Annotated in this window: 20 protein-coding genes; 10 read left to right on the forward strand and 10 right to left on the reverse strand. The window is 64.7% G+C overall.

Translation table 11 applies throughout. The features are described 5' to 3' along the window. Positions 1 to 46 precede the first annotated feature (46 nt). Positions 47 to 2,416: a TonB-dependent receptor gene (locus EOD43_RS13600; protein WP_164857227.1), complete on the forward strand. Its 2,370-nt coding sequence runs from the start codon at positions 47 to 49 to the stop codon at positions 2,414 to 2,416. A gap of 60 nt (positions 2,417 to 2,476) precedes the next feature. Here EOD43_RS13600 and yihA read toward each other — a convergent pair whose 3' ends face one another. The 7 genes from yihA to EOD43_RS13635 form a co-directional block, all read right to left on the reverse strand. Further along, complete coding sequence (yihA, locus tag EOD43_RS13605) at positions 2,477 to 3,151, reverse strand: ribosome biogenesis GTP-binding protein YihA/YsxC (RefSeq protein ID WP_127744379.1); 675 nt, start codon at positions 3,149 to 3,151, stop codon at positions 2,477 to 2,479. Next, positions 3,148 to 4,866, reverse strand: a complete 1,719-nt coding sequence (yidC, locus tag EOD43_RS13610) for a membrane protein insertase YidC (RefSeq protein ID WP_127744380.1) — start codon at positions 4,864 to 4,866, stop codon at positions 3,148 to 3,150. The genes yihA and yidC overlap by 4 nt, the downstream gene beginning before the upstream one ends. A gap of 24 nt (positions 4,867 to 4,890) precedes the next feature. Further along, positions 4,891 to 5,103 (reverse strand): membrane protein insertion efficiency factor YidD, encoded by a 213-nt coding sequence (gene yidD, locus EOD43_RS13615; RefSeq protein WP_127744381.1) that lies wholly within the window; start codon positions 5,101 to 5,103, stop codon positions 4,891 to 4,893. Next, a complete protein-coding gene (gene rnpA / locus EOD43_RS13620) occupies positions 5,103 to 5,432 on the reverse strand; it encodes a ribonuclease P protein component (protein WP_276318192.1) in 330 nt (109 codons plus the stop codon). The genes yidD and rnpA overlap by 1 nt, the downstream gene beginning before the upstream one ends. Positions 5,433 to 5,440: 8 nt before the next feature. Further along, the gene (gene rpmH, locus EOD43_RS13625; protein WP_127744382.1) at positions 5,441 to 5,575 is read right to left on the reverse strand and encodes a 50S ribosomal protein L34; all 135 of its coding nucleotides are present in this window, start codon (positions 5,573 to 5,575) and stop codon (positions 5,441 to 5,443) included. A 111-nt stretch (positions 5,576 to 5,686) separates the two neighbouring features. After that, positions 5,687 to 5,866, reverse strand: coding sequence for a Flp family type IVb pilin (locus tag EOD43_RS13630; protein WP_240653187.1), 180 nt, complete (start codon positions 5,864 to 5,866; stop codon positions 5,687 to 5,689). 62 nt (positions 5,867 to 5,928) lie between these two features. Beyond that, a complete protein-coding gene (locus EOD43_RS13635) occupies positions 5,929 to 7,437 on the reverse strand; it encodes a hypothetical protein (protein ID WP_127744384.1) in 1,509 nt (502 codons plus the stop codon). A gap of 89 nt (positions 7,438 to 7,526) precedes the next feature. Here EOD43_RS13635 and EOD43_RS13640 point away from each other — a divergent pair, with 89 nt between their 5' ends. The 5 genes from EOD43_RS13640 (at position 7,527) to EOD43_RS13660 (ending at position 11,592) form a co-directional block, all read left to right on the forward strand. After that, complete coding sequence (locus EOD43_RS13640) at positions 7,527 to 8,603, forward strand: DUF3667 domain-containing protein (RefSeq protein WP_127744385.1); 1,077 nt, start codon at positions 7,527 to 7,529, stop codon at positions 8,601 to 8,603. 66 nt (positions 8,604 to 8,669) lie between these two features. After that, positions 8,670 to 10,178, forward strand: a complete 1,509-nt coding sequence (locus EOD43_RS13645; RefSeq protein ID WP_127744386.1) for a YifB family Mg chelatase-like AAA ATPase — start codon at positions 8,670 to 8,672, stop codon at positions 10,176 to 10,178. A gap of 1 nt (position 10,179) precedes the next feature. Beyond that, complete coding sequence (locus tag EOD43_RS13650) at positions 10,180 to 10,620, forward strand: GNAT family N-acetyltransferase (RefSeq protein WP_127744387.1); 441 nt, start codon at positions 10,180 to 10,182, stop codon at positions 10,618 to 10,620. Between the two features lie 65 nt (positions 10,621 to 10,685). Then, entirely contained in the window at positions 10,686 to 11,129 is a 444-nt protein-coding gene (locus EOD43_RS13655; protein ID WP_127744388.1) for a hypothetical protein, read from the forward strand. A 4-nt stretch (positions 11,130 to 11,133) separates the two neighbouring features. After that, positions 11,134 to 11,592, forward strand: a complete 459-nt coding sequence (locus EOD43_RS13660; RefSeq protein WP_127744389.1) for a hypothetical protein — start codon at positions 11,134 to 11,136, stop codon at positions 11,590 to 11,592. Here EOD43_RS13660 and EOD43_RS13665 read toward each other — a convergent pair. Continuing rightward, the gene (locus tag EOD43_RS13665) at positions 11,573 to 12,049 is read right to left on the reverse strand and encodes a winged helix-turn-helix transcriptional regulator (protein ID WP_127744390.1); all 477 of its coding nucleotides are present in this window, start codon (positions 12,047 to 12,049) and stop codon (positions 11,573 to 11,575) included. The genes EOD43_RS13660 and EOD43_RS13665 overlap by 20 nt on opposite strands. 199 nt (positions 12,050 to 12,248) lie before the next feature. Here EOD43_RS13665 and EOD43_RS13670 point away from each other — a divergent pair, with 199 nt between their 5' ends. Both EOD43_RS13670 and EOD43_RS13675 read left to right on the forward strand, forming a co-directional pair. Next, entirely contained in the window at positions 12,249 to 13,391 is a 1,143-nt protein-coding gene (locus EOD43_RS13670; protein ID WP_127744391.1) for a hypothetical protein, read from the forward strand. Between the two features lie 50 nt (positions 13,392 to 13,441). Then, a complete protein-coding gene (locus EOD43_RS13675) occupies positions 13,442 to 13,945 on the forward strand; it encodes a CAP domain-containing protein (RefSeq protein WP_240653188.1) in 504 nt (167 codons plus the stop codon). Positions 13,946 to 13,954: 9 nt separating this feature from the next. On the opposite strand, the gene EOD43_RS13680 is transcribed toward EOD43_RS13675, so the two are convergent. Continuing rightward, entirely contained in the window at positions 13,955 to 14,362 is a 408-nt protein-coding gene (locus EOD43_RS13680) for a low affinity iron permease family protein (protein ID WP_127744393.1), read from the reverse strand. 106 nt (positions 14,363 to 14,468) lie between these two features. On the opposite strand from EOD43_RS13680, the gene EOD43_RS13685 reads away from it, so the two are divergent. Next, positions 14,469 to 14,816: a DUF3060 domain-containing protein gene (locus EOD43_RS13685; protein WP_127744394.1), complete on the forward strand. Its 348-nt coding sequence runs from the start codon at positions 14,469 to 14,471 to the stop codon at positions 14,814 to 14,816. 55 nt (positions 14,817 to 14,871) lie between these two features. Next, positions 14,872 to 16,050 carry a glycosyltransferase family 4 protein gene (locus tag EOD43_RS13690; protein ID WP_127744395.1) on the forward strand — a complete coding sequence of 393 codons (1,179 nt, stop codon included), beginning with the start codon at positions 14,872 to 14,874 and terminating at the stop codon, positions 16,048 to 16,050. On the opposite strand, the gene recG is transcribed toward EOD43_RS13690, so the two are convergent. After that, a complete protein-coding gene (recG, locus tag EOD43_RS13695) occupies positions 16,047 to 18,107 on the reverse strand; it encodes an ATP-dependent DNA helicase RecG (protein WP_127744396.1) in 2,061 nt (686 codons plus the stop codon). The two genes, EOD43_RS13690 and recG, sit on opposite strands and share 4 nt — an antisense overlap. Positions 18,108 to 18,389 lie beyond the last annotated feature (282 nt).

Consider the following 18,389-nt stretch of genomic DNA (forward strand, 5'->3'; position numbering starts at 1 on the left):
CAAATATAACAAATAATGACGAGTGGAGAGTGCCATGAGAGAGGGAATGAGGGGATGGCGCGCGTGCGCCTTCCTGACCAGCGCATCGTTGTTGGCCATCGGTTCGGCCGCCAGTGCACAGGATGTCGCGCCGCAGGCGACGTCCGGCCTGGAAGACATCGTCGTCACCGCGCAGAAGCGCGAGCAGAACCTGCAGGACGTGCCGGTGTCGATCACCGCGATCAGCGAGAATGCGCTGGTCGCCAACCGCATCGTCAACATTCAGGATCTGAACTCGGCCGCGCCGAACCTGACCATCCGTCAGGCGACCGGCGGCACGCTCTACGCCTCCTATACGATCCGCGGCCTCTATGCGCAGGGCGCGTTGACCGGGCAGGATCGCGGCGTCGCGCTCTATATCGATGGCGTCTATCTGGGCAACGCCAACGGCGCGATCTTCGAACTGGCCGACATCTCGCGCATCGAAGTGCTGCGCGGACCGCAGGGCACCCTGTTCGGCCGCAACGCGACCGGCGGCGCGATCAGCCTGATCACCCGCGATCCCAGCGGCGATTTCGGCGTGCGGCAGGAACTGTCCTACGGCAATCGCAACTATATCCGATCCAAGACCCGCGTCGACCTGCCAGCATGGGGTCCGCTGGCCGTATCGGCGACCTACACCCATTCCGAACAGCGCGGCGACACCCGCAACCTGGGCGCGGGGACCAAGTGGGATTATACCGCCGCGACGGGTGGCCGCACCGGCATCCTCACCTCGCCGAAATGGCTGGGCAGCAACAATACCGAAGCGGTGGCCTTCTCGGCCAAGCTCGAGGCGAGCGACAATCTCGACATCAGCTACAAGTTCGATTTCACCCAGAACAATTACACGCCTTATGCGAATGGCCAGGCGTATCTTCCCGCTGCAGGTCTCGGCGCGATCTACAATGCGCCGGGCCGGGTGGTGAATCCCTCGCCGGTCACGACGAAGCGGCCCGACGGAGTAAATAACTGGTTCACGACGCCGAGCCAGCAGACGAGCTATGGCCACAACCTGACGCTCGTCTATCGGCTGAACGACGAGATCACGTTCAAGAACATTCTCGCGCGGCGTTACAACAAGATCGACCCGCACAGCTTCCAGTTCGACGGCTTGGGCGGCATCCTCGCCGCGCCCAATGCCACCACCCTGCCCCTGTTGATCAGCGTGATCAGCAACGGGAATACGCAGAAGCAGTGGAGCAACGAGTCCCAGATCAACATCGACACGGACTGGTTCAAGCTGACGGCCGGCTATTTCCATTTCCACGACAACAACAAGGTCGATCAGTTCCTGGGCGTGCGTGCATCCGCTTCGGGTATCGTCGCGCCCAATTATGTGATCCCGCTGCCGCCCGCGAACCTGCCGGCCGGAGCACCGACTTGCCCGCTGGGCGTGGTGCGTGCCGGCTGCCCAGGTCAGCAGGTCGTGCCGGGTATCTCGATCGTCAATTCGGATGCCTTCTTCGTCCAGCCCGAGTTCAAGATCCTCGACAATCTGGACCTCGTGCTCGGCGCGCGTCTGACCATCGATCGGAAGAAGGGTGCGTTCCGCGGTCTGGCGTTCGCGCCCTATCGCAACAGCAAGCCGACCTATCTGGCGGGCCTTAACTACAAGTTCGACGACGACACGCTGATCTACGGCAAATATGTCACCGGCTATATCTCGGGCGGCAACTATTTCGGCATCGAATATGGTGAGGAAACCTCAAGCTCGTGGGAAGCGGGCTTCAAGACCGAGCTGTTCGATCGCCGCCTGCGCAGCAACCTTGCGCTGTTCAGCGTCAAATATGGCAACCTGCAGCAAACGCTGGCGGGTCAGCAGGTCGGCCGCCCCGATCTGTCGTCGATCGTGCTCAATGCGGGCAACGCGAAGGCCAAGGGCTTTGAATGGGAGAACACGCTGGTCCCCGTCGATGGGCTGACCCTGACGGCATCGGTTGGCTATACCGATTTCAATTACGTTGACGGCACGCTGAACGCCAGTCAGTTCCCGGCAGGGCAGCGGCCTCGCGCGGTGTATCGCCCAAAATGGTCGCTCAACACCGCGATCGAATATCTGACCCCGCCGGTCTTCGGCGACGCCCAGCTGCTCGCGCGCGTCGACGCCAATTACAAGACCCGCGAATATTTCCGCAGCGTGGACAACCCCACCCTGCTGGCCGCGCCCGATCCGGGCTATCTCGCCGGGACGGAGGTCGGTCCGCGCTGGCTGGCCAATGCCCGCCTCGCGCTGCGTGGGGTCGAGGTGGCCGGCAGCAAGGTCGAGATCGGCCTGTGGGGCAAGAACATCTTCAACAACAAGGACCTGACCTACGTGTCGGGCATCTACACCTTCAACCCGGCCACCTACGAGCGCGAGCGCTCCTACGGTATCGATCTGAACTTCCAGTTCTGATCGACCCGGATTGCGGGAAATCGACCGGCGGCGGACCATGTCCGTCGCCGGTTCGTGTTTTTAGAGGATCGCTTCGAGGATCGCGGCGCGGAGTTCGGCGATGCCGAAATCCTTCTCGCTCGACGTCACCAGCAGCTTGGGGTGCGCCGCGACGTGGGTCTTGGCCTCCGCCGCCGTCCGTTCGGTGACGGCCTTGAGCTCGCTCGCCTTGATCTTGTCGGCCTTGGTGAGGACGAGGTGGTAGGAGACCGCCGCCTCATCGAGCATCTTCATCACTTCGCGATCGACATCCTTGATGCCGTGGCGGCTGTCGATCAGGACGAGCGCACGGCGCAGCACCTGCCGCCCGCGCAGATAGTCGTTCACCAGGAACCGCCACTTCTTGACGATATCCTTGGGCGCCTTGGCGAAACCGTAGCCCGGCATGTCGACGAGGCGCATGACCGGCGCGGTCTCGCCGCTCTCATCCGCCGCACCGCCGCCGATGTCGAAGAAGTTGAGTTCCTGCGTGCGCCCCGGCGTGTTCGACGTGCGGGCAAGCCCGTTGCGGTTGGTCAGCGCGTTGAGCAGCGACGACTTGCCGACATTCGATCGGCCCGCAAAGGCGATCTCCGGCGCGTCCGCCTCGGGCAGGAAGTTGAGGCTGGGCGCCGAGCGCAGGAAGGCGATCGGCCCGGCGAAAAGCTTCCGCGCGGGCTCGATCAGTTCCTCGGTGCGGTCGGTATCGTCGCTCACTTCTTTGCCGGTGCCGTTGTTGCCGCCGCGGCCTTGATGCCCGGATGGCGGCTGTAGAGGAAGGCCTGCTGCGCGATGGTCAGCACGTTGGAGGTGATCCAGTACACCAGCAGGCCGGCCGCGAACGGCGCCATGATGAACATCATCACCCACGGCATCAGACCCATGATCTGCGCCTGCGCCGGATCCATGCCCGCCTGCGGGTTAAGCCGGAACTGCAGCCACATCGAGATGCCGAGCAGCAGCGCGAGCACACCGATGCCCAGGAAAGCCGGGGGCGTGAAATCGAGCAGGCCGAACAGGTTGAGGATGTGCAGCGGATCGGGCGCGGACAGATCGCGGATCCACAGGATGAAGGGCTGGTGCCGCATCTCGATCGTGATCATCAGCACCTTGTAGAGCGCGTAGAAGACCGGGATCTGCAGGAAGGTCGGAAGGCAGCCCGCGAGCGGATTGACCTTCTCCTCCTGATACAGCTTCAGCATCTCCTGCTGCAGGCGCGGCTTATCGTCCTTATGCTGTTCCTGCAGCGCCTTCATCTTCGGCTGCACGGCGCGCATCGCGGCCATCGAGCGGAACTGGCGCTGCGCGATCGGGAACATCAGGCCGCGCACGATGAAGGTGAGCAGGATGATCGCGACGCCGAAATTGCCGACGCCCTTGAACAGCCAGTCGAGCACCCAGAAGATCGGGCGTTCGATGATCTCGAACCAGCCCCAGTCGATCGTGCGGCTGAACTGATCGATCCCGAACTTGTCCTGATAGTCGTTCAGGATCGCGACTTCCTTCGCCCCCGCGAAGAAACGTTGGGTCGCCGTCGCGGTGGCGCCGGGGGCGACGATGGTCGCAGCGCCGCTTTCGACCGCCTGATAGACGTTCGCCTGCGGCGAGAGGAAGCCGGCCTCGATCGTCGCCTTGGCATCCGGCACCAGCGCCGTCAGCCAGTATTTGTCGCCGAAACCGAGCCAGGTGCCCTTCGATCCGAAGCGAATGCCCGTGGCGCCCGATTCCCCGACTTCCTTATATTCGGTGAAGGCGATCTTTTCGTCCGCGACCTTGTGCATCGCGCCGATGCGGTTGCTGTACGACCAGGCGTCCTTCGACGCGCCATAGCGCGAGATCAGGCCATAGGGACGCGCCGAAACGGGCGCGGTGCCGCCGTTCGCCAGCTTCTGCGTAACGGTGAACATATAGTCCGCGTCGACCGCGATCACGGTCTGGAAGGTCTGGCCGCGATTATTCTTCCAGCTGAGCGTAACAGGCTTGGCCGGGGTCAGCGCGGTCGAATCCGCAGTCCACACGCTGTTCGGGCCGGGGGCGTCGATGCCGTTACCCGTCCAGCCGAAGCCGGCATAATAAGCGTCGGGCGAACCATTCGGCGACAGCAGGCGGATCGGCGGCGAATTCTTCGCGACCGTTTCCTTGTAGGACTTGAGCAGCAGATCGTCGATCCGCGCGCCCTTCAGGTTGATCGAGCCGGCGAGCTTGGGCGTGTCGATCGCGACGCGCGGCGCTTCCTTCAGCACGATCGCGCGGTTGCGGATCGCGGCGGGGCCGCTGGTCGCCGGGCCAGGCAGCACCTTTTCCTTGCCGCCCTCGATCTTCGTGACGGGGGGCTTGGCGACCGGGAAGAAACGGTCGGCCAGCGCCGTCCAGCCGAACAGCACGATCGCCGACAGCACGATCGCAAGGATCAGGTTGCGCTGATTATCCACAAAGGCTCCTGAAAAAATCCGGCGTCACGGGACGGGGTCATATCCCGAGGCACCCCAGGGATGGCATCGACAGATCCGGCGAATCCCGAGCCAGCCCCCTTTGAGCGCGCCATAGCGCGACACGGCCTCGATCGTATAGGCCGAACAGCTCGGCACATAGCGGCAGGTGGGCGGCAGGATCAGCGACGGGCCATATTGCCAGGCGCGCGCGAGCAGGATGATGAGCCGCGCGAACATCAGCCGACCTTGCGCAGCGCCTTGACCAGCTCGGCGCGCAGACTGGCGAAATCGCGCTCCACCCCGCCTGCCCGACCGATCAGGATATGATCGGCGCCGGCAATGCCGGATTCGGCCAGCACATCGCGTGCGAGCGCACGGAAGCGGCGCTTCATGCGGTTGCGAACCACCGCATTGCCGATTTTCTTGGTGACGGTGATGCCAAGGCGCATGACGGGATCATCGTCCCCGCGCGGGCGCACCAACAAAACGAAGCCGGGCATTGGAGCCCGGCGTCCGTTGTTCGCGGCCAGAAAGTCCGCGCGGCGCTGAAGCACCGCGTAGGACATGTCCGAAGTTACGCGGAGAGCTTGTTGCGGCCGCGCGCACGGCGGGCGGCGAGAACCTTGCGGCCGCCGGGGGTGGCACTGCGCGAACGGAAGCCGTGGCGGCGCTTGCGGACCAGGTTGCTCGGCTGAAAAGTGCGCTTCATCGTTCGTCTCTCGAATCTTCAAAAACAAAAAGGGCCACCGAACGTGCGATGGCCGCTGACGAAGGGGCGCTTACGGAAAAGCGGACCCCGAGTCAACGCCGGGCAGCGGTATCAGGACGCCTTCATATTGTTCGAGACGTTGTTGAACGTCTTCTGCAACTGATTGCCCAGCTTCGACATGCCGGTGATTGCGGCGACGGCGATGAGGGCGGCGATCAGGCCATATTCGATCGCGGTCGCACCACGCCGGTCGGCAAGAATCGCATGGAAGACGTGGACGAGGTGGGACACGCGCGCAACTTTCACTGAATTTTCGGATGGAACCGCCATAACGGGCAACGCCTGCCAAAATCTTAATGCGCGATCCGCAGCAGCATGCCCGTCGGCCCGCGCCACACGGGAATCAGCCAGCTTTCGCGCGGCCATTGCGCAGGCGGCACATCGATCAGCCACAGATAGTCGAACGCCCCGCGCGGCAGCCGCGCAACCGCCTGCGGCAGGCTGTAGCTGCCCGGCTGGCGGCAGCGCGCGGGGCGCAGTTCCTGGCTGGGATCGAGCGCGAAGTTTCGGGCCGGCGCATAGGTGATCGACAGCAGCCGCCCGCCCGGCATCGGCCATTGCCCGTTGGCGAAGGAATCGCGCCGCGCGATCGCCATCGATCCGAGGTGATCGACGCGCGGTTGCTGCCACTCCTCGGCGCATGGCACGTTCGCCAGTACGAACAGCCGGCTGCCGCGCGGCACATGATCGAGCCCGGCGAGTTGCGCGCTCCAGATCGCGTCGACCCGATGGAACGTCGCCCCGTTCACCCCGAACCGTGCCAGCGCGAACAGGATCGCAATCGCCGCGACCGGTGTCCTCCAGCGTTCCATCCCCTCCTTCGGCGTCAGAGCGAGGAGCGCGAGCGCCACCGCATAGGGAATGATCCGCATGTCGGAGAAGAAGGAACCGAGCGCCGTCCCCGGCATGACCAGAAAGGCGGCGAACAGAGCGAGCGCGGCCGCACCCAGCCGCCGCTCGATCCGGAAGATCAGCCCGCCAAGCCCCAGGATGATCAGCGCATAAAGGAGCCGTGCGCTCGTGACGTCGATCAGTTCATCGTCGCTGCGCAGGATCGCCATCGCGTAATAATATTTGGCGGAGAGCGTCGACCAGCGCAGCGGCGGCCCTTCGACATGCTGGCCGATCCACCCGACCAGAAGCACTACCGGCAGCGCCAGCGGCACCACCGCAATCCCCGCACGCAGCAACGCGACCCCGCGCAAAAAGCCCGCACGACGCAGATCGGCCCATTCGAACGCGAAGGCCGCCACGCCCAGCATGCCCCACGCAACGCCGTGCGCCACGAAGGTCAGGAAGGCGATCGGCACGAAACAGAGGAAGCGCAGCCGCGTCCGCCCCGCCTTTGCGAGCCGCACCCACAGCGCCAGCCCGCCGATCATCATCGCGATGCCCAGCGCATAATTGGCGAAGCCGAACATGAAGGGGAAGCACAGCACCAGCGGCAGCGCGAACGCAGCGGTCGGCGGCACACGGCCATGCACTTCGTATGCGAGCCACAGCATCGCGGCGGCCGTCAGCGCCGCGACCGCGACCATGATCGCCTTCACCGCCAGCTCGAGCCCGATCAGATGGCCGAGCGGAATCGCGAGCAGATCAACCCCGAGATTGCCGACCAGCGCCCAGCGATAGGCGAACCATTGCTTCAGATAAGGCGACGTCGCGATCGCATCGGCGACATGCAGCCGCCCGATATGCCCCGGCAGATCGACCAACGGCGGAATGGCGGGCCACAGCAACGGCGCCGCGGCCGCCACGACGAGCGCGGCGAGCAGCGCCGGGTGCTCCCACCAGTCGCGCATTCTCTCCATCACCTTGTCCTATCCGATATCGCGGCAGCTGCGAACTCGTCCCTCGACGGACGGCAAACGACCCGGCATGCTGCGATGCGATGAGCGATCTCGACAATATCGGCAGCGTGGTAACGGGCGGCATCGTCGCGCGGACGGTGGAACATCTCGGCCATTCCGCCGGGCCTGACGGCCATGATCAGAGCGGCGACTGCGCCAATTGCGGCGCGACGCTGACCGCCACCTATTGTGGCAATTGCGGCCAGCACGGCCATGTCCACCGCACGATGATGGCGCTGGTCCACGACATATTGCACGGCGTGTTCCACTTCGAAGGACGGACGTGGAACACGCTGCCGATGCTGGTATGGCGGCCGGGCGAACTCACGCGCCGCTACGCGCAGGGCGAGCGGGTCAAGTTCGTGTCGCCGATGGCCTTGTTCCTCTTTTCCGTCTTCATCATGTTCGCGGTCACGGCCTCGCTGACCAAGAATCTGGATTTCGGCATGGCGGGCCGCACCAAGCCCGAGCCGGGGCTGATCGCCGAATATCAATATCAGACCAAACGCCTGGCCAAGGCGGAAAAGCGGCTCGCGCAGCCGACCGACCCGACCGACGTCGACGATAATGAGGATCGCGCCACCGCCCTCCAGCGGCGCGACAAGGCCAAGGCCGAAGTCGCCCGATTGACCGCCGCCGCCGCCGCGCTGGAAATCCCTCCGGCCAAGTTGCGCGCGCCGGTGAAAACCGAAAAGGCCGCCAACCCGATCGAACATGCGGCCGAGAACCCCGCCCTCACCGCCTACAAGATGAAAAGCTATGCCTATAAATATAGCTGGGCGCTGATCCCGATCTCGCTGCCCTTCATCTGGCTGCTCTTTCCCCTGCGCCGCGACGTGGGGATGTACGATCACGCCATCTTCGCCACCTATTCGCTGTCGTTCATGCTGCTGATGGTGACGACGCTGGTGGCGCTCTATTATCTCTGGATTCCGGCGTGGATCCTGTGGACCGCCTTCGCCTTCATCCCGCCGATCCACATGTATCGCCAGTTGAAGGGCGCCTACCAGCTCAGCAGCGTCGGCGCCTTCTGGCGGATGAGCGTGCTGCTGACGATGACGAGCATCAGCGGCTGCCTGTTCTTCGCACTGCTCGTCTATCTGGGTTCGTCCGAATAAACGAAGCCCCCTCGACAAGTGCCTCCGCCGCGTTAGAACAAGCCACGAACAGCGGGGGCTGAGTGAATGGTAGCGCGCGTCGCGACGGTGGCGTTTCTGGGGCTGGAGGCGCGCGCCGTCGAGGTGCAGGTGCAGGTATCGCCCGGCCTTCCCCGCTTCAATGTCGTGGGCCTGGCCGACAAGGCCGTTACCGAAAGCCGCGAGCGGGTGCGCGGGGCGCTTTCCGCGATCGGGCTGGCGCTGCCGCCCAAGCATATCGCGGTGAACCTGTCGCCCGCCGATCTGCCCAAGGAAGGATCGCATTACGATCTGCCGATCGCGCTGGGTCTGCTCGGCGCGATGGGGGTGATCGATGCCGAGACGCTGGCCTCCTATGTCGTGGTCGGCGAACTCGGGCTCGACGCGCGGGTCGCGCCGACGCCGGGCGTACTGCTCGCCGCGCTCCACGCCAGCGAACGCGAACTGGGGCTGATCTGCCCGGTGGCGCAGGGGCCGGAGGCGGCGTGGGCCGGTTCGGTCGAGGTGATCGCGGCGCCCGACCTTCTCTCGCTGATCGGCCATTTCAAGGGCGGCTCCCCCCTCCCCACGCCGAAGCCCGGCGAGGCCACGGTGCCCGCGCCGATCGCCGACCTGAAACAGGTGAAGGGGCAGGAGACCGCCAAGCGCGCGCTGGAGATCGCAGCGGCGGGTGGCCACAATCTGCTGTTCAGTGGTCCTCCGGGTGCGGGCAAATCGCTGATGGCGGCGTGCCTGCCCGGCATCTTGCCCGACCTCACCCCGGCCGAGGCGCTCGAAGTCTCGATGGTCGCGTCGGTCGCGGGGGAACTGAACGAAGGGCGGCTGATCCGTGCGCGGCCCTTCCGAAGCCCCCACCATTCGGCGTCGATGGCCGCTTTGGTCGGCGGTGGCCTCCGCGTGCGGCCGGGCGAGGTAAGCCTGGCGCATCTGGGCGTCCTGTTCCTCGACGAGCTGCCCGAATTTCAGCGCGGCGTGCTGGACTCGCTCCGCCAGCCGCTCGAAACCGGCAAGGTCACGGTCGCGCGCGCCAATGCGCATGTCACCTTCCCGGCGCGGGTGCAGCTGATCGCCGCGATGAACCCGTGCCGCTGCGGCCATCTGGGCGATGCCGCGCTCGCCTGTTCGCGCGCGCCCAAATGCGCGACCGACTATCAGGCGAAGCTGTCCGGCCCGCTGCTCGACCGCATCGACCTGCATGTCGAGGTCGCCGCCGTCAGCGCCGCCGACCTCGTCCTGCCCCCGCCCGCCGAAGGATCGGCCGAAGTCGCCGCCCGCGTCGCCGAAGCGCGCGCGATCCAGACCGATCGCTATGCAGCGCACGGCGTGCGCACCAATGCCGAGGCGGACGGCACCCTGCTCGACGACGTCGCCACCCCCGACGATGCGGGCCGCAAGCTGCTCGCGCAGGCGGCCGAAGCGATGCGGCTGTCCGCGCGCGGATATCACCGCGTCCTGCGCGTCGCCCGCACGATCGCCGATCTGGGCGGAGCGGAGTCGGTCGGCCGCATCCATGTCGCCGAGGCTTTGAGCTACCGGCGCCGGGCGGCGGTGAACTGAGATGCGCATCCGGCGCGCAGAGGCTGACGATGCGGCGGCGCTGACCGCGCTGATGAAGGCATCCGCCGCCTATCAGGGCGACTATGCCGGCATCCTCGCCAACTATGCGATCGACGCCGCGCAGATCGCCCGCGACCATATCTATCTCGCGACCGACGATGCCGGGCGGATGATGGGTTTCTACAGCATCACGATCGATCCGGAGCCCGAACTCGACCTGATGTTCGTGATCGATGCCGCGCAGGGAACCGGGCTGGGCCGTGACCTGTTCGCGCATATGCGGGGCGTCGCCGCGCAGATCGGCATCGGGGAAATCATCATCGTGTCACACCCGCCCGCCCTCGGCTTCTACCTGCGGCAGGGCGCGGTGCGCGTCGGCACCAAAGCGCCGACGCCGACGGCCGCATGGGAACGGCCTATATTGAAGCTGCGGGTGGACTAACTTTGTGCCCAGCCTTTATCTTTCCAGCTCCAAGATATCGCATGCTTCAACCAAGGCGTCAGCAAATGGGCATCTCGCGAAACGAAGTCCAAGGGTATCTTTTGGCGCCAATCCCGCTGTTTCTGGTGGCATGCCTGATCACCGTGCGCCCTGCACTTAGCGGTAGCGATGCGCTCGTTGGAATCTCGATCGCTTTAACAGGCAGCTACGGAATGATGACGATTTTCGGATTTCCCTTCCATCTGTTGCTGCGTCGACTGCAGGTTACTTCACCGATGGTCTATCAAGTGGTCGCAATCGCGGTCACATGGATCGTCCTCGCCATTACTTTGATCGTTGAGCCCAAACCGCCTGAGCCAAGTATCAACGATGGCAGTCCGTTCGCTGGCGCTTCGTCCGCGGATATGGTCTTCAGCATGTTTGGGTTTTTCGGAGCGCTGATCAGCGCAGCCTTTGCGGCTGTCACAGCAGGAATTTTCTGGCTCCTAGCCATTCGTACGAAAATCTGATCGCATGGCTCCCGCCCCCCTCTGGCGCCTGATCCTCGCGATCCTCATCGCGCCGATCGTGCCGATCGCCCTGTTCGTGTGGCTGATCGAACCGCAGACCTGGGGTGCGGCGCGCGATTATACCTTCCTGATCGCGCTGCCCGCCTGGCCGGGGACCGCGATCGTCGGGGTGCCGCTCTGGCTCGTCCAGCGGCGGCGCGTGACGAGTTGGGGGTGGAGCGCCCTGTTCGTCGGCCTCCTCGCGCTCACGCCCTGGGCGTTGATCTGGGCGATCAGCGGATGGCTCCCCCAATCGGGCGACGGGACGCATGGCGTGGGCGATCTGCTCGGCACCTATTGGAAGACCGGCGAACTCCCCCTGATGCTCGCCCAATGTTTCGCGCTCGGCGTGCTCGGCGGCGCGATCTTCCACATTGTCGCCTTCGGGTGGCGCAGGGGCCGATCTATTCCTGCAACTGGATAACCCCCGTCGCCATCAGCGTCTGCACCATGCGCAAGATCGGCGCCATCACGTCGCGCGGATCCCAATCCTGATCGCCCTCCGCAATATCCTGCGGCACCAATATCTGCCGGTCGTCCGACTCGATCAGATAACCGCGCAGGATCAGCTTCTGGACGATCCGGCGGACGGTTTCGCGCGGCAGACCCGTTGCCTCCGCGATGCGACGGCGAGAAATCGGAACGTCCCTGGCCCTGGCCGGCGCCAAATCGTCCGAATGGAAATCGGAATGCGCGAGTTGCCGGAACGCCCTTTGCATATTGGCGCATGAAACGACCGAGAAGACGAGATATTCGCTCGGATCAAATCCATGCCTGTTCTGCGACAGCATCTGGATGTCGACCGCACAATTATAGACCGCGAAGATATTGGCCTTCCTGTTCCTATCGAAGGCACCGGAATTGATGCTGGCCTTCGGCATGTCACACCTCGCGCGGTCCAATCGATTGCGATCGCCATCCTAACCGAAACGACATCACCGAAACGCATTTAGTTTCGAACAAGAAACAATGACCCAATATGGGTCGCCTGTCATACGACGAGCCTGCCCTCCCCCTATAGTCTGCCCCCTCGCCGCCAGCGGACCTTTCGGACGTCTTCGCTGTGGTGAAGCAGGGGGAATGATGGGTCTCGATCGCAGGGAATTGCTGGAGCGTGGGCTGCTGCTCGGCGGGCTGCTCGCGCTGGCGCCGCACACCGGAGCCGAGGCCGCCAGCACGGACAAGAAGCTTGGGCTGATCGACATTTCGGCCAGCGGGATCACCACCTGGGTCTATCAGATCGCCGTGGCCAACATGACCACGCAACATGCCAAGCTTTCCGGTTTCCAACGTCTGGAACCGTCGAAATCCGGATCTCCGCCGCCGATCGCGCTTCCGCTGCTCGACGATGTCAGCGCGGCCGGTGTAGCCGCCACTGTCGACCTGATCGCCGGCCGGATCGATCGCCTGATCGAACTCAAGGTCAAGAAGACCGACATCTACCTCGTAATGTCTAGCGGCGTGGCGCAGCGCGTGATGCCCGTTCTCAAGCAACTGGCCCGCGACGTGCGGGCCAGGACGGGCCTCCCCCTCGCCACCGTCACCGCGCGCGACGAAGCCCGCCTGCAGTTCGACTGGCTGGTCGCCCCCTTCGATCGCGGGCGCGTCTTCCAGTTCGACGTCGGCAGCGGCAACACCAAGGGCGGCTCCTATGATCGCCGGGGCTGGAAAGGGCATTACGCCGACTTCTCCATCCCCTTCGGCACGAAGACGCTCGCTGCCGCCGTCAAGGAACGATCCCCGGACGTCGACGTCGCCGATTTTCCGGCCAGAACCCGCGAATTCTATGATCAGGCGATCGCGCCGCAATTGACGCGTGAAAGCGCAAAATCGCTGGGGAAACTGAAAAATCCGCGCATCATCCTGTCCGGCGGAGCCGTCTGGGCCGCCACAGTGATCAGCCATCCGCGCGAGATGATCAGCGGACGCGACTTTATCGACATTTCGCCGGACAATCTGAACCAGGTCATCCAGTCGATACAGAAAGGCATATTCTACGGGATCGTGCCTTCGGACATCCAGGGCGATGACCGCAAGAAATTGCTGAAGATGCGCGAGAACGTTCGCAACGTCTTCAATCCGCACCAGCTTGCCGCCGGTGTCACCCTGCTCGCCTGCATGTGCGAGCAGTTCGATTTCGACAAGGCACCCAAAATCACCTTCCCGACCTTTTCGGGAAACACCTGGACCTCGCAGTTTCTGCTCGAATCCTCCTCCCGCTAGGCGTTGTTTAGGAAAGGTCAGTCGCAATGACAGCGTTTCGATCCAGGGCCTTGCTACAGGCCCTATCGCTGATCGCCGCCGGCGGTTTGCTATGCGCAGCCGCCCCCGCGACCCGGCTGGACAATTTCAAGCAACGCATTCTCGACAGCCACAATGCCGAGCGTACGACCTACAAGCTTCGTCCGCTGGTCTGGAGCGATGCGCTGGCGGCCGAAGCGGCGAAGTGGGCCGCCCATCTGTCCGCTCTGGCGGACCTCGAACATGACGAAAGCCTCGACGTCGAAGGCGAAAATCTGTGGCGGGGAACCAAGGGCCATTACACGCCCGAAGACATGGTGAAGCTGTGGATTTCGGAAAAGAAGATGTTCCAGAACAATCCGATCCCCGACGTCAGCATCACCGGCGATTTCGGCGATGTAGGGCATTTCACACAGGTCGTATGGCACAGCACCGGGCTGGTCGGTTGCGCCGTGGCCGATGCGAAGGGCGGCGATGAGGTGATGGTCTGCCGGTATATGGAAGGCGGCAATGTGCAGGGCCAGAACACCTACTGACCCGATCGCCTATAGCCGCTTGATCAGATTGCCGACGCTGGTCGCGCCGTCCTTGCCGCGTTCGTGGGGCGCGCATTCCTCCTCGACCTGACGGCGGATCTTTTCGAGTTCGTCCTCGGTCAGATGCTCGATCCCGATGAAGTCGTTGCGGGCGCCATCAAGCGCGCGAATGATCTCGTCGAGCTTCGCCTGCATCGCGGCGGCATCGCGATTCTGAGCGTTCTGGATCAGGAACACCATCAGGAAGGTGATGATCGTGGTCGATGTGTTCACGATCAACTGCCACGTATCCGAAAAGCCGAAGATCGGCCCGCTAATCCCCCAGATCACGATACCCAGCATCGCGACGATGAAGGCCAGCGGCTGCCCCACCGCACTTGCCAGTTTCGCCGCGATCTTCGTGAAGAACCTGTCCATCGCCGCCCCTTTTCCCTTTGATCCCAATATTTAGAGCCTATGGGTCAGGAACCCCTGCACGCCACGCTCGTTCCGGCATTCTTACCAACGTCGTTGCGGGGAAAGAATGAACAACCGTCGCGCCTTCGCCATCGCCGCTATCCTCTCGCTCGCGGCTTTTGCCGGCCCGGCGCAGGCCAATGCCGACTTCAACGGCGCCGGCCAGCAGGCCGAACTCGATTGCGAAGGCGGCGCGGTGGACATCAACGGCGCGAACAACACCCTGGTCATCCACGGTTCGTGCACCCGGCTGACCCTGCAAGGTGCCGGAAACCGCATCACGATCAATCTGGCCAAGCAGGCGTCGATCTCGATCACCGGCGCTGACAACGACATCCGCTGGAAGGCCGCACCGACGACGAAGCCGAAGATCACCAGCGTCGGCGTCGGCAACAAGATCTACCGCGCGAAGTGAGGCGGCATCAGTGAAGCCATTGGCCTTTCGCGAAGCAGACGCTATCGGCCCGCAAATGGAAACATCCCAGCTGCGTGTCGCCCTGTTCACGGGCAACTATAATTATGTGCGCGATGGCGCGAACCAGGCGCTCAACCGGCTTGTCGGCTATCTGCTGAAGAAAGGTGCGGCCGTTCGCATCTATTCACCAACGATCGACAACCCTGCCTTCCCGCCGACCGGCGATCTGGTGGGCGTGCCCGCCTTCCCCGTTCCGGGGCGCGGCGAATATCGCTTTCCGATCGGCCTGCCGCTGCGCGTGCGCCGCGACATCACCCGCTTCGCGCCCAACATCATCCACGTCGCAAGCCCCGAAGTGCTGGGGCATCGCGCGATCACGCTCGCCCATGCGCGTAACCTGCCGGTGGTTGCTTCGGTCCACACGCGGTTCGAAACCTATCCGCGTTATTATGGCCTCGCCTTCCTCGAGCCGCTGGTGCTGGCGCTGCTGCGGCGCTTCTACCGGCGCTGCAACGCGATCTTCGCGCCGTCCGAATCGATGGCGCAGCTGCTGCGCGAACAGCGGATGAATTACGATGTCGGCATCTGGTCACGCGGGATCGACCGCGAGATCTTCCAGCCCGCGCGCCGCGATCTCGACTGGCGGCGCGGCTTCGGGATCGAGGATGACATGCCCACGATCGGCTTCGTCGGCCGGCTGGTCATGGAAAAGGGCCTCGACGTCTTCGCCGACACGATCGACGAGTTGAACCGCCGGCATGTGCGACACAAGGTGCTGGTCGTCGGCGAAGGCCCGGCGCGCGAATGGTTCGAAAAGCGCCTGCCCGAAGCGGTGTTCGCCGGCTTTCAGCGTGGCGAGGATCTGGGCCGCGCCGTCGCATCGATGGACATGCTGTTCAACCCGTCGGTGACCGAGACGTTCGGCAACGTCACCCTCGAAGCGATGGCGGCGGGCCTTCCCGTCGTCGCCGCCCGCGCGACGGGCAGCGAAAGCCTGGTCGACGATGGCGTCTCCGGCCGCCTGATCCAGCCCGGCCGCACCCGCGCCTTCGCCGACGCGCTCAAGCTCTATTGCAACGATGCCGATGCCCGTGCGGCGGCCGGCGCCGCCGGTCTCGAAGCCAGCCGCCCTTATGGCTGGGACGAGGTCAATCAGGTACTGGTCGATGGCTATCTGCGCATCATCCGCCAGCATTCGGCGGGCGTGAAGGTGCGCAAGAGCCCGGTGCCCTAACCCGCCCGCAACAACCCCACCGCCGCATCGCGTTCGAACAGATAGAGCGCGGTTCGGGCGGCGGTGCCGCGTGGTCCCTCCAGTCCGCCGTCGCGATCGACCAGCAGGCGCGCATCGTCGGTCGCCGCCTGGATCAGCGCGGAGACCGCCTCTGGCCCCGCAAGCCGGAACCCCGCCTCGCCCGACTGGCGCGTGCCGAGGATGTCGCCCGCACCGCGCAGGCGCAGATCCTCCTCGGCGATGCGGAAGCCGTCATTCGTCTCGCGCATCAGCGCGAGGCGCGCACGCGATGTTTCGGACAGGGCATTTCCGCGCAGGAGCAGGCATGTCGACTTCTGATCACCGCGTCCCACCCGCCCGCGCAACTGGTGCAGCTGGGCAAGGCCGAAACGATCGGCGCCCTCGATGATCATCAGCGTCGAATTGGGCACGTCGACGCCGACCTCGATCACCGTCGTTGCGACCAGCACGCCGTGGTCGCCGCGCTGGAAGGCGGCCATGACCGCATCCTTTTCCGGTCCCTTCATCCGACCGTGGACCAGGCCGACGCGATCGCCGAACATCTGGCGCAGCATCGCCGCCCGGCTTTCGGCGGCGGCGAGATCGGAGACCTCGCTCTCCTCAACCAGCGGGCACACCCAATAGGCCTGCCCGCCCTTCTCCAGATGGCGGCCGAGCGCGGCGGCGATTTCGTCGAGCCGATCGACCGACATTACCCGCGTCTCGATCGGCTGGCGACCGGGCGGCATCTCGTCGAGGCGGCTGACGTCCATCTCGCCATAATGGCTGAGGGTCAGCGTGCGCGGGATCGGGGTCGCCGTCATCACGAGCAGGTGTGGAGGACGCTCCGCCTTCGCCTGCAGCAGCATGCGCTGTGCGACGCCGAAGCGATGCTGCTCGTCGACCACGGCGAGGCCGAGGCGCTTGTAAGCCACCGCCTCCTGAAAGATCGCGTGGGTGCCGACGAGGATGTCGATCGATCCGTCTGCCAGCCCCATCAGGGTCGACTCGCGCACCCGCCCCTTCTCACGGCCCGTAAGGATCGCGACATTGACCGGAATGCCGGCGAGCGTGCGGCTGAGCGTGTCGAAATGCTGGCGCGCAAGGATTTCGGTCGGGGCGAGCATCGCGCCCTGCGCCCCCGCCTCGACCGCCGCGAGCAACGCCATCGTCGCGACCAAAGTCTTGCCCGCGCCAACGTCCCCCTGCAGCAGCCGCGTCATGGGGGTCGCCTGCCGCAGGTCCGCCTCGATCTCGGCAATCGCGCGGCTCTGCGCGCCTGTCGGCGTGTAGGGCAGCTTGAGCGCATCGCGCAGCCGCCCGTCGCCGATCAGCGGTACGCCCTTGCGCCGCCGCGACGAGGCGCGGACGAGCATGAGCGCCAGCTGGTTGGCGAACAGTTCGTCATAGGCCAGCCGCTGCCGCGCGACCACATCCTGCGGATCGGCATGCGTGCGCGTCACCGCCTCGGCCCAATCGGGCCAGTCGCGCGCGGCCTTCAGCCCCGGCTCGATCCATTCGGGCAGCAGCGGTGCACGCTCGATCGCCTGCTCGATCATCTGGCCGAGACGGCGGTTGGTCAGCCCTTCGGACAGCGGATAGACCGGCTCATGCTCGGGCAGGTCCACGGCTTCGGCAGGCGGCAGCACATGGTCGGGATGGACCATCTGCAGTTCCTGCCCGTAGAGATCGAGCTTGCCCGATACGATGCGCGGCTCGCCGATCGGCAGCAGCTTCTTCGCCCAGCCGGGATTGCCCCCGAAATAGGTGAGGCTGACGGTGTTGCCCTCCTGATCGACCGCGCCGACCCGGAACGGCCCGCGTCCGCCCGACGCACGATAGCTGGTCGGCACCAGCCGGATCGTCACGATCCGCCCCGCATCGGCCATATCGAGCACATCGCGCTTGTGCCGCTCGATCGTGCCCACCGGCAGGTGCCACAGCAGATCGACGACACGCTCCAGCTCGAGTCGCTTCAACGGCTTGGCGAGCGCAGGGCCGACGCCCTTCAGCGCCTCCACCTCGGCGAACAATGGATTGAGAATATCGGGGCGCATGGCCAGGGTCTGAACTCCATTACGGCAATGGCCAGGATCGCTTTGGGAAGGCCGCTGGCAAGAAGGACGGCGCAGACGCCTAGCAGAACTAGGCGCAAGTCGTTCGACGTAGCCAGCGGCCTTCCCAAAGCGACCGCTACGCGGCGAGGTGGATTTGCCGCGGGAGAGCGTTGCTCGTCGGTCACGATGGAAAACCATCGCTCCCTCCTCGCGCCTCCTCCCGCGGCAAATCGACCTCGTCATGGCCGTTGCCGTAATGGAGTTCAGACCCTATCTCCCCCT

Source organism: Sphingomonas crocodyli, assembly GCF_004005865.1.
In the GTDB taxonomy this organism is placed as follows: Bacteria; Pseudomonadota; Alphaproteobacteria; order Sphingomonadales; family Sphingomonadaceae; genus Rhizorhabdus; species Rhizorhabdus crocodyli.